Source organism: Pseudomonas sp. RIT411 (assembly GCF_003057735.2).
Lineage (GTDB): Bacteria > Pseudomonadota > Gammaproteobacteria > Pseudomonadales > Pseudomonadaceae > Chryseomonas > Chryseomonas oryzihabitans.
The window spans coordinates 152,413-166,027 of record NZ_QBIZ02000007.1 but is presented as its reverse complement, the minus strand read 5'-3'; the positions used below and the strand labels follow the sequence as shown (position 1 = coordinate 166,027).

Here is a 13,615-nt window from a genome sequence, read left to right as displayed (position 1 = left end):
GAGGTGCGAATGAATGTTACATTCATGACTCGATAGCGACATCTGGTCACGATTCGCTTGTGAGGCCCCAGCCTTGCTCTTAAGCTTGAAGCCTCCTTATCTGCGAGTTTCACCCATGGAGTGCCGTCCAGGTTGTGGCGCCTGCTGCATCGCGCCGTCGATCTCCTCACCGCTGCCACGCATGCCCCAGGGCAAGCCCTCCGGCGTGCGCTGCGCCCACCTGGACAGCACCAACCGCTGCGACCTGTTCGGCTCGCCGCTGCGTCCGGCGGTGTGCGGCGGCTTCCAGGCCGAGCTGGCGTTCTGCGGCACCAGTAGCGCCGAAGCCATGGCCATCCTGCTGCGCCTCGAAGGTGAAACCGCCGCCTGATCCGGTTTTGAATTGCGCTCTCCGACAACCACAACAACAAGGGACGTCCCATGCACAAGCCGCTTCGCTCCATCCTCGCCCTGACCCTGCTCGCAGCCACCGGCCTGGCCCAGGCCGAGGACTGGCAACTCGCCAAGCAGGAAGACGGCATCCAGGTCTACACCCGCGCGGTCGCCGGCTCCAAGTACAAGGCCTACCGCGGCGTGGTCCAGATCAAGGCCGATCCGGCCACCATCGCCAAGCTGCAGGACGACCCCGTGGGTTCCTGCAAGTGGATCTTCCGCTGCCAGTCGCTGCAGGTGCTCAAGCGCCAGGACAATCAGGCCTGGACCTACATGCGCATCGACATGCCCTGGCCGGTGACCGCCCGTGACGTGGTGCTGCACATCACCGAGCAGAAGACCCCCGATGGCGGCTTTACCCGCACCCTCGAAGGCCAGCCGGACTATCGGCCTGCCGCCGACGGCTATGTACGGGTCGCCAGCTTCCAGGGTCAGTGGCGCGTGGTGCCGAAGAACGGCGGCTCGGAAGTGACCTACGAGGCCCAGAGCGAGCCGGGTGGCAGCGTGCCGTCCTGGCTGGCCAACAGCTTCGTGGTTGATGCCCCGCTCAACACCCTGAAGGGCCTGCGCCAGGCCGCGCAGCGCTGATCGACCGCCTTCGGGCAAAGGCCTGGCCCGTTGGCGCCAGGCCTGTTCAATACCTCCCCCGCGCCAAGCCGTGGCGGTCCACCCGCATTCCTGAGTAGGCGTCTTTAATACCACCCATATGGTTTTGATGCATGAAGGGCGAACCCCTCTGCCTCGACGCTGGTAATCAGCGAGCAGGGGCAGTGGCTGCCCGGCTGCGTCTCTTGCGACGCCAGCCATCCACCAGCCGGAAGGCCAGCAGCGCGGCGCCGATGGTGGCGTAGATCGCCCACTCTTCCAGGTCCGAACGCACGATCCAGAGGTAGTGCAGCAGCCCCAGACCCAGCACCAGGTAGGCCAGCCGATGCAGCTCCTTCCAGCGCTTGCCCAGGCGGCGCATGGCCGGGCGATTGGAGGTGACGGCCAGGGCCAGCAGGATCAGCAGGGCCGCGGCCCCGACGATGATGTAGGGCCGGCGCTGCAATTCCACGCCCAGCTGCGACAGGTCGAAGCCCAGCACGAAGGCCAGGTAGCCGAGGAAGTGCAGCAGTGCATAGGTGAAGGTCCATAACCCGAGCTGGCGGCGGATCACCGGCCAGAGCTTCCAGCGGGTGAGGCGCGACAGCGGGGTCAGACTCAGGGTCAGCAACAGCAGCACCAGGGCGCCGGTGCCCAGCTTGTCCACCAGTGCCTTGCCCGGGTCCGGGCCGAGGGCGAAGATCCAGGCCTGGTACAGCCACCACAGCGGCGGGCAGAGCGCGGCGACGAACACCACCACTCGCCAGAGCAGTACACCCATCAATAGTTTCTCCGCAGATCCATGCCGCTGTAGAGCGAAGCCACTTCCTCGCCATAGCCGTTGAACATCAGCGTCGGTCGCACGTTGGGGCTGAACAGGCCGCTGGGCAGGCGCCGTTCGCGGGCCTGGCTCCAGCGCGGGTGATCCACTTCCGGATTGACGTTGGCATAGAAGCCGTACTCGTTGGGCGCCATGCCCTGCCAGGTGGTGCGCGGCTGCTCTGCCACCAGACTGATGCGGACGATGGACTTGATGCCCTTGAAGCCATACTTCCAGGGCACGATCAGGCGCAGCGGCGCGCCATTCTGGTTGGGCAGCACCCGCCCGTACATGCCCACCGTCATCAGCGTCAGCGGATGCATGGCCTCATCCAGGCGCAGGCCTTCCACATAGGGCCAGTCCAGCAAGGCGAAGCTGGAATTCATGCCGGGCATGTGCTGCGGATCCTTGAGCGTCTCGAACCTCACGTAGCGCGCCTTGCCGGTGGGCTCGACGCGCTTGAGCAGGCTGGCCAACGGAAAGCCCAGCCAAGGGATGACCATGGACCAGGCCTCGACGCACCTCATGCGGTAGATGCGCTCTTCCAGGGTATCCGGGCCGAAGAGGTCTTCCAGGCCGTAGGTGCCGGGCTTGCCCACCTCGCCATCGACCACCACGCTCCAGGGCTGGGTCGGCAACTGGGCGGCATGGGCCGCGGGATCGCTCTTGTCCGGGCCGAATTCATAGAAGTTGTTGTAGTGGGTGGCGTCCTTGAAGGGGGTGATGTCCTCGCCCTTGACCGTGGCCGCCTGCCAGCGGGTATCCGGTAGCTTGCGCTCGAACCAGTCCGGGCCCTTGGCGGCTTCGACGTCGCCGTAGTTGGAGGCGGCGGCCAGCGCCCAGCCGGGCAGGGCGGCGCCGGCGAGCAGGGCACCGCTGGCACCGAGCAGTTGGCGCCTGGACAGGTAGACGGCTTCGGGGGTGATCTCCGACCCACGACAGGCAGAGCGTGGAACGATCTTGATCGGCATGACGGACCTCGACGGGGAGCGCGCAGAAGCGCGGCTGGCTAACAGCGTGAGACATCCCGGTCGTGAAAAGCTTCCCGGGCCAACGATAGCCTGCCGTCCCGGTCCGGCGGAAGGCCGTTGCGCGCCTGTCAGTCGGCCGTTCAGGTCGCTGCCAGGCAGGCGCGGGACCCCGTGCCATACTGCGGCGACCTCTCGCCCTCAGGAGTCCCCGATGAAGAAGCTGATCAATAGCCCCACCACGGTGGTTCGCGAACTGCTCGAAGGTCTCGTCAGCCTGGATCCCGGCCTGGCCCTGCTGGCCGAGGAACAGGTCATCCTGCGCCAGCCCCTGGCCGCAGCGGGCGAGCGCCCGGTGGCGGTGATTTCCGGCGGCGGCAGCGGCCACGAACCGGCCCATGCCGGCTATGTCGGCGAGGGCATGCTGACCGCGGCGGTGGCGGGAGACGTCTTCACCTCACCGAGCGTGGATGCCGTGCTGGCCGCGATCCGGGCCGCGGCCGGTCCTGCCGGCGCCCTGCTGGTGGTCAAGAACTACACCGGCGACCGTCTCAACTTCGGCCTGGCCGCCGAACTGGCGCGCAGCGAAGGCATTCCGGTCGAGACGGTATTGGTGGCGGACGACGCGGCCCTGCGCCACACGGTGGCGCCGGAAAGGCGCCGGGGCATCGCGGGCACCGTGCTGATCCACAAGCTGGCGGGCGCGGCAGCCGCCGCCGGACGTCCCCTGGGCGAGGTGGCTGCCCTGGCCCGCGCCGCGAGCGCCGAATTGCGCAGCATGGGCGTGGCCCTGGGCGCCTGTACGGTGCCGGCAGTGGGGCATCCGGGTTTCCAGCTGGCGGACGACGAGGTGGAATGGGGCCTCGGCATCCATGGCGAGCAGGGCGTCGAGCGCGGCCCCCGGCTGGGCGCCGACGCCACCGTGGCGCGGCTGCTGGATACCCTCGTCGAAGACGGCGGCTATCCAAAGGGCACGCGCCTGGCTCTGCTGGTCAATGGCCTGGGCGCGACGCCGCCGCTGGAACTCGCGCTGGTGGCGCGGGCTGCACTGAGCCAGTTGCGCGAGCGGGGCCTGGTAGTGGAACGCGCCTGGACCGGCACCTTCCTCAGCGCCCTGGACATGCCCGGCTGTTCGCTGTCGCTGATGCCAGTGGATGAGGCGTGCCTGGCGCTGCTCGATGCGCCGACCCAGGCGCGAGCCTGGCCGGGTGACGGCCGGGTCCCGGCGGCGCCCACGCTGTTGCCCGCACCCGCGGCGGCAGCCGAAACGATCCCTCGCACCCCCGGTCCCCTGGCCGCGCGGCTGCAGGCGGCGGCAGATGCCGTCATCGCCAGCCTGCTGGCCAACGAAGCCCGCCTCACCGATCTGGACAGTCGCGCCGGCGATGGCGACCTGGGCACCAGCCTGGCCCGGGGCGCCGAAGCCATGCGCGCCTTGCCGGCCAGTGCCTGGTATACCCCGGCCAGCGCCCTGGCCGCCACCGGTCAGGCGCTGCGCCGGGCCATTGGCGGCAGCTCCGGCCCCTTCTATGCCTGCGCCCTGGTTCGCGCCGCCCAGGTGCTGGATGGGGTGGAGCGTCCGACCCTTGCGCAGTGGGCCGAGGCGTTCGACGGGGGCGTCCAGGCCCTGGCCGAACTGGGTGGCGCCCAGCCGGGCCAGCGCACCATGCTCGATGCCTTGCGCCCGGCCGCGGATGCCCTGCTGGCCGGCGCCCAGGCGGGCGCCAGCCCGACGCAGGCCTTTGCCGCTGCCCTCGCCGCTGCCCGTGAGGGCGCCGAGGCCACCGCCGAGATGCTGCCGGCCCAGGGCCGTGCCAGCTACCTGGGCGAGCGCGCCCGCGGCATTCCCGATGGCGGCGCCGTCGCGGTGGTCTGCTGGCTGGAGGCGCTGGAACCCGTAATGGCCCGCTAGGCCGAGCCAGGGCCCTGACTAGTCCTGCGGCGTCCGGGCCAGCCATGGCGGCAACCCAGGGAGAGCAGGGCGCCGAGAAAGGCCAGGGCCATGTCCTTTTGCGCATCCCAGGGATCGCCCTGGGCGCCGACGAAGGCCTCCCCGGCGTCTTCCGCGAGCAGGTCGGCGCCCAGCCACTCCATCAGTTCGTAGCCGGCCGAGGAGGCCAGCACGAATTCCAGGGCCACATAGGCGCTCCGCCAGCCGCGCAGGCCGCTCAGGCCCTGGACCACCTCGCGAACGGGGCGCGCCAGCAGCAGGCCGTAGGCGAAATGCACCAGCCGGTCGTAGTGATTGCGCTGCAGGCCCAACGCCTCGTCCAGGCGAAAGCCGGTCAGTGCCTGCCAGGCCTCCTCGTAGGGCACCTGGGAATAGGTGTAGTGAGCGCCAATCTGGTGCAGCACCAGAAAGCCGTAGAGTTGCAGACTGGCGCTGGCCGACAGCTGGAAGCGCCGCTGCACGAGGGCGACGCCCGCCAGCGCAGCGATCACCAGCAGTTGCTCGATCATCCAGGTGAGACGGTCGCTGGGTGCCCAGCCGAGCGTCAGGGTCAGTAGCGCCAGCATCAGCAGCAGGGCGAGTTGCAGACGAGAGCAGCGGGTGGTGTTCAAACACGAGCGCCTTGTGCGGAAAGCGGAGCATCGCGACGGCGATCCCAGCAGCATGGACCGGCATTCGAGCGCTGCCGTTCCAGCGCAGCGATCCCGTGTCGGCGCGGCTTCGCTGGCAAAAACCGCAAGCGCAACGGCGGCACCGGCGCCGCTTGCCGGCGGTCCCACGAGCAGGTCTTTCCGCTACCCTGGAGCCTCTCCAATGTCCATCCTGCCCAAGCTCCCGGCCTTCGATTCGAGCCTGGCACTGCTACGCGAGGGCTATGCCTTCATCAGCAATCGCTGTGCACGTCTGGAAAGCGATGTCTTCGCCACGCGCCTGCTGCTGCAGCCCACCCTCTGCCTGCGCGGCCCGGCGGCGGTCGAACTGTTCTATCGCGAAGAGCGCTTCAGCCGGGTGGATGCTGCGCCTCGTCAGCTGCGCAAGACGCTCTTCGGCGAAGGCGGCGTCCAGGGCCTGGACGGGGCGGCCCATCGCCAGCGCAAGGCACTCTTCGTCGACATCACCCGATCGACGCGGGTGGAGGTCTTGATGACCCGGGTGGAACAGGAGTGGCGCGCCAGCCTGGCCAGCTGGCAGAGCCGCGGCGAGATCGTCCTGCTGGATGAATTGCATCGCCTCTATACCCGCGCGGTCTGCGACTGGGCGGGTGTCGCCCTGGACAGGGAGGAGGAAGGGCAGCGCTGTGCCGAGCTGGTCGCCCTGATCGAGGGCGGTGGCCGCGTGGGTCTGGGCAACCTGGGCGCCCGCCGCGCTCGACAGCGGCTGGAGCTCTGGCTCGGTCGCCAGGTCGAGCAGGCCCGCCAGCGGCCGGCGCCTGCCGGCAGCGCCCTGGCGCTGATCGCTCAGCACCGGGAAGCGGATGGCCAGCCGTTGTCGCCGCGGGTGGCCGCGGTGGAACTGCTCAATGTGCTGCGGCCAACGGTGGCCGTGGCACGCTTTTCCACCTTCGCCGCCCTGGCGCTGTACAAGCAACCGGCCTGGCGCGAACGACTGCGGGCCGACCCCGCCGCCCGGCTGCCCTTTGCCCAGGAGGTACGACGCTTCTACGCCTTCTTTCCCTTCACCGTAGCGCGGGTGCGGGAGAGCTTCGAATGGCACGGCGTCGCCTTTCCCCGCGGCACGCGGGTCTTGCTCGATCTCTATGGCACCAACCGCGATCCGCGCAGCTGGTCACGTCCCGAGGTGTTCGATCCCACGCGTTTTCTCGCAGAACAGCCTCCGGAGGTCGCCTTCGTACCCCAGGGCGGCGGTGAGGTGGCCCACCAGCACCGCTGTCCGGGTGAGGGTATCGCTTTGGAACTCATGACCTCCGCCCTGCGCCTGCTGCTGCAGGACATGACCTATCAGGTACCGACCCAGGACCTGCGCATCGACCTGGCCCGGATGCCGATGCGCCCGGCCAGCGGCCTGATCCTGAGCGAGGTTCAGGCGGTGCAGCGGACGCGCGGTTCGGTCAGCTAGGCGGCCCGCGCCGCCACCTGGGAGCGCGCCGTGAGCAGACTTACCACCACGAAGCTGACCAGGCTCAGGCCGAGGCTGAAATAGATCGGCGTATTCGCCTCCAGGCCGTCCTTGAGCATGAAGACGATGGCCGCGCCGGAACCCAGCAGCATGCTGGCCAGGGCACCCGCCGTGGTGGCGCGCGGCCAGAGGATGGCCCCCAGTAGCGGCACCAGGATGCCACCTACCAGCAGGTTGTACGCCAAGGTCAGGGCGCCGATGACGTCATTGACCAGCAGCGCGATGGCGAGCACGGCGAGTCCGGTGAGCAGGGTGAACAACCGCGCCATGCCCAGGGTCGAGGCCCGGCCGCCGCGCAGTCGCGGCAACAGATCTTCGGTCAGGGTGGTGGACGCGGCCAGCAGACCGGCACTGGCGGTGGACATCATGGCGGCCAGGGCGGCGGCGATCACCAGGCCGCGGATGCCGTCCGGCAGGGCGCTGCGGACGATGGCGGCAAAGGCGTTGTTGGCGTCGGCGAGGTCCGGCAGCAGCACCCGGGCGCACATGCCGATCAGCGCACCTACCAGGCCGTAGATCACGCAATAGACACCGGCCAGGCTGCCCGCCACGCGCGTCACGCCTTCGCTGCGCGCGGTGAAGACCCGCTGCCAGATGTCCTGGCCGATGAGGATGCCGAAGAAGTAGATCAGGAAGTAGGTGAAGATGGTGTCGTAGCCGAGGGTGGTCAGGGCGAAGGCGCTGGCCGGCAGCTTGGCCACCAGGGCATCCCAGCCACCGACCCGGGTCAGGCAGATCGGCAGCAGCACGAACATCAGGCCTGCGGTCTTGATGACGAACTGGACGATGTCGGTCAGCGTCAAGGACCACATGCCGCCGATGCTGGAATAGACCACCACCACGCTGCCACCGACCAGGATGGCGCTCCAGAAGGGCAGCTCGAACAGCACCTGGATCACCGTGCCCATGGCCAGCACCGAGACCACGCTCAGCATCAGCGCATAGACGAACATGATGGCGGCGCTGGCCTGCCGGGCCAGGGGCGTATAGCGCCGTTCCAGCACCTGGGTCACGGTGTAGATGCGCAACTTCAGTAGGGGTTTGGCGAGAAACAGATTGAGCACCAGGATGCCACTACCCAGCATGGCGCACAGCCAGAAGCCGGACAGCCCGTGGACGTAGCCCAGGCGCACCGTGCCCACGGTGGCGGCGCCACCCAGCACCGTGGCGGCCATGGTGCCCAGGTAGCAGGCCGGGCCGAGGTTGCGACCGGCGACGAGGAATTCTTCCTGATTGCGGGCGCGGCGCATGCCGTACCAGCCGAGCAGGAGCATGGCCAGGGCGTAGGCCAGAACAACGGAAATATCCAGGAGCATGACGGAATCTCTTGCAGGACTAGACAGGGTCGGGCGCACCGACCCCGTGACAGGGTTCAGGTGTCAGGCGGCGCGGATGCCCGGGAGCGAGGTGCGGGCACGACTGCGTCCGGGGCGTCGCGGGCCGGTCGGGCCATAAACGGCCGCCGGTTCCGGGAACAGCAGGAGCAGCAGCAGATAGAGCAGGGCGGCGCTGCCCAGGGCCAGCGGCAGGCTCAGGTCGATGCCGCCCGCCAGTTCACCCAGGGGCCCGACGAACTGACCGGACAGATTGACGAAGGCGAGGCCGAGCAGGGCGCTGGGAATCCAGGCGCCCATGCCGCGCCAGTTCCAGCCATGGTGGAACCAGTAGCGGCCACCCTGCTCGCCGCGGGTGAACACCTGCAGATCGTCCGGGCAATAGAAGCCGCGGCGGACCACCAGTCCGAGGATCATGATCACCATCCAGGGGCTGGTGCAGGTCACGATCAGCACGGCAAAGGTGGAGACGCTCTGCACCAGGTTGAAGCTGAAGCGCCCGAGGAAGATGAAGGCGATGGCCGCCAGCCCGATCAGCAGGGTCGCCCGTACCCGGGTCAGCAGCCGGGGTAGCACGCTGGAGAGATCCAGGCCGGTGCCATAGAGCGCGGTGGTGCCGGTGGACAGGCCGCCGATGATCGCCAGCAGGCATACCGGCAGGAAGTACCAGGTAGGCGCGATGGCCAGCAGACCGCCCACATAGTTGTTTTGCGCGATGTAGTCGGGTGCCCTGGTCGCCACCAGCGAGGCGGTGGCCAGGCCGAACAGGAAGGGGATCAGGGTGGCGGCCTGGGCCGCGATCACCGCCAGCAGGATGCGCAGGCGGGGCGTCTGCCGCGGAATGTAGCGCGACCAGTCGCCGAGAAAGGCGCCAAAGGACACCGGATTGCTCATGGCCACCAGGGCCGCGCCGACAAAGGCTGCCCAGAAGCCCGGCTGACCCGCTTGCAGGGTGCCGGCGTAACCGGCGTCGAAGCTGCCGGCGAAGGCCGGGATGCCGAGCAGGAACAGCAGGCTGGCACTGACCACGGCGATCTTGTTGACCCACAGCATGAAGCGAAAGCCATAGAGGCACACCGTCAGCACCAGCACGGCGAACAGCCCGTAGGCCAGCCCCAGGCTTAGCGCGTTCTCCGGCAGTCCGACCAGGCGCTGGGCACCGCCCACCAGGGCATCGCCGGAACTCCAGACCGACAGCGAAAAGAAGGCGATGGCGGTCAGCAGCGAGAGAAAGGAGCCGACGATACGGCCGTGGACGCCGAAATGGGCACCGGAGGAGACGGCGTTGTTGGTGCCGTTGAGCGCGCCGAACAGCCCCATGGGCGCCAGGATCAGGGCGCCACACAGGACCCCGCTCGCAATGGCCAGCACCCCGGCCTGGAAGGATAGGCCGAACAGGATCGGAAAGCTGCCGAGCACGGCGGTGGCGAAGGTGTTGGCCCCGCCGAAGATCAGGCGGAACAGGTCGAAGGGGGTGGCATGGCGTTCGTGGTCGGGAATCTGCTCGACGCCAAAGGTTTCGATACGGGTGATGCCGTCATGATGGTCCATGGATGACGCCTCGACACGGTTATACGCAGGCCGGACCCGCGTTCTTGTTGTCGGCGGACCAGGCGATCCGCCGGTGTTCGGCAGCGAAAAGACAGCGGGTGGGCGGCCATCATGGCGGGTCGCCGCACCTTGGTGGGTTAGCGGTAGGCCACCCCCGGCAGCACGCAGAGCATTTCGTAGAGCAGATTGGCGCCGAGCAGCGCGGTATTGCCGGTGGTGTCATAGGGTGGGGAGACCTCGACCAGGTCGCAGCCCACCAGCTCGAGTCCTCGGCAGCCGCGGATGATCTCCAGCGCCTGGATGGTGGTCAGGCCGCCGATCTCCGGCGTGCCGGTCCCTGGCGCCCAGGCCGGGTCAATGCTGTCGATGTCATAGGACAGATACACCGGTCCGCCCCCGACTCGCTCGCGCACCTCGGCCATCAGCGGCGTCAGCGATCTGTGCCAGCATTCCTCGGCCTGCACCACCCGAAAGCCCTGCTCGCGGCACCAGTCGAAATCGTCGGCGGCGTAGCCCTGGGCGCGCAGGCCGATCTGCACCACCCGGTCGCAGTCGAGCAGGCCTTCCTCCACCGCGCGGCGGAAGGTGGTGCCATGGGCGATCTTCTCGCCGAACATGTGCTCGTTGACGTCGGCGTGGGCATCCACGTGCACCAGGCCGATCTTGCCGTACTTCTTCTTCATGGCGCGCAGGATCGGCAGGGTCAGGGTGTGATCGCCGCCCAGGGTGAGGGGGATGACATCGTGCTCCAGCACCTGGTCGTAATGCGCCTCGATCAGGCGCACCGTATCGAGCAGATTGAAGGTATTGATGGCCACATCGCCCAGGTCGGCGACACTCAGGGAATCGAAGGGCGCCGCGCCGGTGGCCATGTTGTAGGGCCGGATCATCACCGATTCGCTGCGCAGCTGGCGCGGACCGAAGCGGGTGCCGGAGCGCAGCGAGGTGCCGATGTCCAGCGGGATGCCGATGAAGGCGGCATCGAGGCCTTGAGGGGAGGCAAGGTGGGGCAGTCGCAGCATGCTGGCGATGCCGCCGAAACGGGGCATCTCGTTGCCGCCCAGCGGCTGGTGCAGGATCTTTTCCACGGGTCATCCTCGTCGTAGTGATGTCCCGATTGTGCAAAGCCGATGGCGGCTGAAGAATCGGCCCGGACAAAAAATCACTTCAGAGATTTCTGAACTAATGGCTAGACTGCCGGGCTGCGTCCACCGGAGTCCGCCATGGCCAATGCCCTCCACGACATCCGCCTGCTCAAGCTATTCGCCTGCGTGGTTCGCCACCAGGGATTCGCCGCGGCGCAGCAGGAATTGAACCTGTCCACCTCGGCCATCAGCACCTACATGAGCCAGCTGGAGGGTCAGCTCGGCGTCACCCTCTGTCATCGCGGCCGGGGCGGTTTCGCCCTGACCAGCAAGGGTGAACTCTTCCATCAGGAAACCCTGCGCATCCTGGGCGAGATCGAGGGCTTCGAACGCTATGCCACCACGCTCAGGGGCGAACTGAGCGGCACCCTCAACCTCGGCGTGCTGGATTCGCTGTCCAGCGAACCGGCGCTGCCGCTGGCGCAGGTGATTGGCCGCTACACCCATGACTATCCCGGCGTGCATCTGCACCTGGCCGTGACCAGCCCCTATGAATTGCAGCTCGGCGTCCTGGAAGGACGGCTGGATCTCGCCGTGGGCGCCTTTTCCGCCCGTATGAACGGGGTGGTCTACCAGCCGCTGTATCGCGAGCAGCACTGGCTGTATTGCAGCGATCGGCATCCACTGTTCCAGGAGCGGCGCATCCCGGCCGAGATGATCACCCGCCAGCGGATGGTACGACGCGGCTACTGGAGTCAGGCCGAGCTGGCTCGCCATGGCTTCAAGGAAAGCGCCGCCACCGTGGAAAGCATGGAAGCGCAGTTGATCCTCATCCTCTCGGGCGCCTATATCGGCTATCTCCCGGAGCACTATGTCCACGCCTGGGTCGACCAAGGGCGGCTCAAGGCCCTGCAACCGGCCACCTTTGGCTATCAGGCGCCGTTCTCCCTCATCAGCCGTCGAGGGCGCGGAAAGGAGCCGCTTATCCAGAGTTTTCAGCGCATCCTTAAAGCCCAGATGCAACATGCCGATAGCTAGTATGACGATAACCAAATGGTTACCGTCGGCGCCTGTGACGGCAGTTGGCCACCATTGAACTGGTTGATGTCGCACGGAGTAGATAACCCGCTAGATAAGGCACCCGCATGCGCACGAATTTGCCGGTCACCCAGCAAGGCCGTACCTTCAAGGAAGAAGAACGACTCATCTCCACCACTGACCTGCAGGGGAACATCACCTACTGCAACGAGGCCTTCATCGCCATCAGTGGCTATACCCGGGAGGAGCTGATCGGCAGTCCGCACAATCTGGTGCGTCATCCCGACATGCCGCCGCCGGTGTTCGGCCACATGTGGGCGACCCTCAAGGAGGGCAAGCCGTGGATGGGCATCGTCAAGAATCGCTGCAAGAACGGTGATTTCTACTGGGTGAGCGCCTATGTCACCCCGATCCTCGAGCAGGGCCGGGTGATCGGTTACGAATCCGTGCGTTCGCTGCCCAGCGCCAGCGAAGTCCGTCGCGCCGGCGAACTCTATGCCCGCATCAATGCCGGCAAGGCCCCCGTGCCCATGACTCGCCGCCTGGGCAGCGCCATCGCCGCCTGCTGGTCGACGGTGGCAGCCACTGGCGTCATCCTCGGCGGCCACTTCCTGCTTGATGACACGGCTCAGGCGGTCCTCATCGTCGCGGCGCTGCTGGGTATCAGTGGCCATCAGCTGTATCGCCAACGCGCCAGCATCGAGCGCATCCTCGCCGATCATCCAAAGATGTTTTCCAGTGCCGTGGTCGCCCCGACCTACAGCGACCAGTGCGGCGCCCCGGCCCGCCTGGACCTGGCGCTGCACAGCGAAGCCGCGCGACTGCAGACGGCCCTGACCCGCCTGGCCGATGTCGGCGACAGCGTGCGCCTGAAGGCCCGCGAATCCTCCCAACTGGCCCAGTCCGAGGCCGAATTGCTGGATCAGCAGCGCCATGAGACCGACCAGTCCGCCGCTGCCATCACCCAGATGACTTCCACCATCCACGAGGTCTCGCAGAACGTCCAGGAGACCGCCCAGGCCGCCGCCAATGCCGAGAGTCTGGTGCATTCCGGGCGGGACAAGGCCGAAGAGAGCCTGACCTCCATGCGCGAACTCGGCGCAGCGGTCAGCGACATCGGTCAGGCCGTTGGCGAGCTGGCCAACTCGACCCAGAGCATCGGCAGCGTTGCCGACGTCATCACCGCCATCGCCGAACAGACCAACCTGCTGGCGCTCAACGCCGCCATTGAGGCCGCCCGCGCCGGCGAAGCCGGTCGCGGTTTCGCCGTGGTGGCCGACGAGGTCCGCTCGCTGGCCTCGCGCACCCGCGAATCCACCGAACAGATCCACCAGATCATCGCCAATCTGCAGGCCAATGCCGACCGCGCCGTGGCCACCGCCAGTCGCGGCGAAGAGACCTCGCGCCAGAGCGAACGCCACTCGGCAGCGGTACGCGAGTCCCTGGAAGGCATCAGTGCCTCGGTCAGCCTCATCACCGCCATGAGCCAGCAGATGGCCACTGCGGTGGAAGAGCAGAGTCACGTGTCCGAGGACATCAACCGCCAGATCAGCCGCATCGCCGATCTCTCCGATCACAGCTCGGCCCAGGCCCGTCGCGGCTCGGAACTGAGTCGCGAACTGGAAGGCATGGCCGACTACCTGCACGATCTCACCGCGCGCTTCAATCGCTAGGGCGGAGCAGGGCGGCGGCGATCCGGTATGATCGCCGCCCCG

At 67.5% G+C, this 13,615-nt stretch carries 12 protein-coding genes; 6 read left to right on the top strand and 6 right to left on the bottom strand.

The window, feature by feature from the left end; genetic code table 11:
* The first annotated feature begins 115 nt into the window (after positions 1–115).
* Both DBY63_RS12740 and DBY63_RS12735 read left to right on the top strand, forming a co-directional pair.
* On the top strand, positions 116–370 hold the full coding sequence (locus DBY63_RS12740; protein ID WP_027597778.1) for a YkgJ family cysteine cluster protein: 255 nt from the start codon (positions 116–118) through the stop codon (positions 368–370).
* A gap of 50 nt (positions 371–420) precedes the next feature.
* Entirely contained in the window at positions 421–1,020 is a 600-nt protein-coding gene (locus tag DBY63_RS12735; protein ID WP_007162268.1) for an START domain-containing protein, read from the top strand.
* Positions 1,021–1,186: 166 nt separating this feature from the next.
* Here DBY63_RS12735 and msrQ read toward each other — a convergent pair whose 3' ends face one another.
* Both msrQ and msrP read right to left on the bottom strand, forming a co-directional pair.
* Positions 1,187–1,798 carry a protein-methionine-sulfoxide reductase heme-binding subunit MsrQ gene (msrQ, locus tag DBY63_RS12730; protein ID WP_027597780.1) on the bottom strand — a complete coding sequence of 204 codons (612 nt, stop codon included), beginning with the start codon at positions 1,796–1,798 and terminating at the stop codon, positions 1,187–1,189.
* Complete coding sequence (msrP, locus tag DBY63_RS12725) at positions 1,798–2,808, bottom strand: protein-methionine-sulfoxide reductase catalytic subunit MsrP (RefSeq protein WP_027597781.1); 1,011 nt, start codon at positions 2,806–2,808, stop codon at positions 1,798–1,800. Before msrP ends, msrQ begins: the two co-directional genes overlap by 1 nt.
* Before the next feature lie 211 nt (positions 2,809–3,019).
* Between msrP and DBY63_RS12720 the strand changes: the two genes are divergently transcribed.
* Positions 3,020–4,717, top strand: a complete 1,698-nt coding sequence (locus tag DBY63_RS12720; RefSeq protein WP_108582035.1) for a dihydroxyacetone kinase family protein — start codon at positions 3,020–3,022, stop codon at positions 4,715–4,717.
* Here the strand turns inward: DBY63_RS12720 and DBY63_RS12715 are convergent.
* Complete coding sequence (locus tag DBY63_RS12715; RefSeq protein WP_027601161.1) at positions 4,714–5,367, bottom strand: DUF2238 domain-containing protein; 654 nt, start codon at positions 5,365–5,367, stop codon at positions 4,714–4,716. The two genes, DBY63_RS12720 and DBY63_RS12715, sit on opposite strands and share 4 nt — an antisense overlap.
* 202 nt (positions 5,368–5,569) lie before the next feature.
* Between DBY63_RS12715 and DBY63_RS12710 the strand changes: the two genes are divergently transcribed.
* Complete coding sequence (locus DBY63_RS12710; RefSeq protein WP_108582036.1) at positions 5,570–6,832, top strand: cytochrome P450; 1,263 nt, start codon at positions 5,570–5,572, stop codon at positions 6,830–6,832.
* Here the strand turns inward: DBY63_RS12710 and DBY63_RS12705 are convergent.
* The 3 genes from DBY63_RS12705 to speB form a co-directional block, all read right to left on the bottom strand.
* Positions 6,829–8,208, bottom strand: a complete 1,380-nt coding sequence (locus tag DBY63_RS12705; protein ID WP_108582037.1) for a sodium:solute symporter — start codon at positions 8,206–8,208, stop codon at positions 6,829–6,831. The genes DBY63_RS12710 and DBY63_RS12705 overlap by 4 nt on opposite strands.
* Before the next feature lie 63 nt (positions 8,209–8,271).
* Entirely contained in the window at positions 8,272–9,777 is a 1,506-nt protein-coding gene (locus tag DBY63_RS12700; RefSeq protein ID WP_108582038.1) for a cytosine permease, read from the bottom strand.
* A gap of 137 nt (positions 9,778–9,914) precedes the next feature.
* Positions 9,915–10,865, bottom strand: a complete 951-nt coding sequence (speB, locus tag DBY63_RS12695; protein WP_027601158.1) for an agmatinase — start codon at positions 10,863–10,865, stop codon at positions 9,915–9,917.
* A 135-nt stretch (positions 10,866–11,000) separates the two neighbouring features.
* On the opposite strand from speB, the gene DBY63_RS12690 reads away from it, so the two are divergent.
* Positions 11,001–11,900 (top strand): LysR family transcriptional regulator, encoded by a 900-nt coding sequence (locus tag DBY63_RS12690; protein WP_044342329.1) that lies wholly within the window; start codon positions 11,001–11,003, stop codon positions 11,898–11,900.
* A 107-nt stretch (positions 11,901–12,007) separates the two neighbouring features.
* Positions 12,008–13,573, top strand: a complete 1,566-nt coding sequence (locus DBY63_RS12685) for a PAS domain-containing methyl-accepting chemotaxis protein (RefSeq protein ID WP_108582039.1) — start codon at positions 12,008–12,010, stop codon at positions 13,571–13,573.
* The last annotated feature ends 42 nt before the right edge of the window (positions 13,574–13,615 follow it).

Excerpts from the sequence above, each read along its gene's own strand:
- DBY63_RS12740 (WP_027597778.1), top strand. The coding sequence starts at position 116 with ATGGAGTGCCGTCCAGGTTGTGGCGCCTGCTGCATCGCGCCGTCGATC.
- DBY63_RS12735 (WP_007162268.1), top strand. The coding sequence starts at position 421 with ATGCACAAGCCGCTTCGCTCCATCCTCGCCCTGACCCTGCTCGCAGCC.
- msrQ (WP_027597780.1), bottom strand. The coding sequence starts at position 1,798 with ATGGGTGTACTGCTCTGGCGAGTGGTGGTGTTCGTCGCCGCGCTCTGC.
- msrP (WP_027597781.1), bottom strand. The coding sequence starts at position 2,808 with ATGCCGATCAAGATCGTTCCACGCTCTGCCTGTCGTGGGTCGGAGATC.
- DBY63_RS12720 (WP_108582035.1), top strand. The coding sequence starts at position 3,020 with ATGAAGAAGCTGATCAATAGCCCCACCACGGTGGTTCGCGAACTGCTC.
- DBY63_RS12710 (WP_108582036.1), top strand. The coding sequence starts at position 5,570 with ATGTCCATCCTGCCCAAGCTCCCGGCCTTCGATTCGAGCCTGGCACTG.
- DBY63_RS12705 (WP_108582037.1), bottom strand. The coding sequence starts at position 8,208 with ATGCTCCTGGATATTTCCGTTGTTCTGGCCTACGCCCTGGCCATGCTC.
- DBY63_RS12700 (WP_108582038.1), bottom strand. The coding sequence starts at position 9,777 with ATGGACCATCATGACGGCATCACCCGTATCGAAACCTTTGGCGTCGAG.
- DBY63_RS12690 (WP_044342329.1), top strand. The coding sequence starts at position 11,001 with ATGGCCAATGCCCTCCACGACATCCGCCTGCTCAAGCTATTCGCCTGC.
- DBY63_RS12685 (WP_108582039.1), top strand. The coding sequence starts at position 12,008 with ATGCGCACGAATTTGCCGGTCACCCAGCAAGGCCGTACCTTCAAGGAA.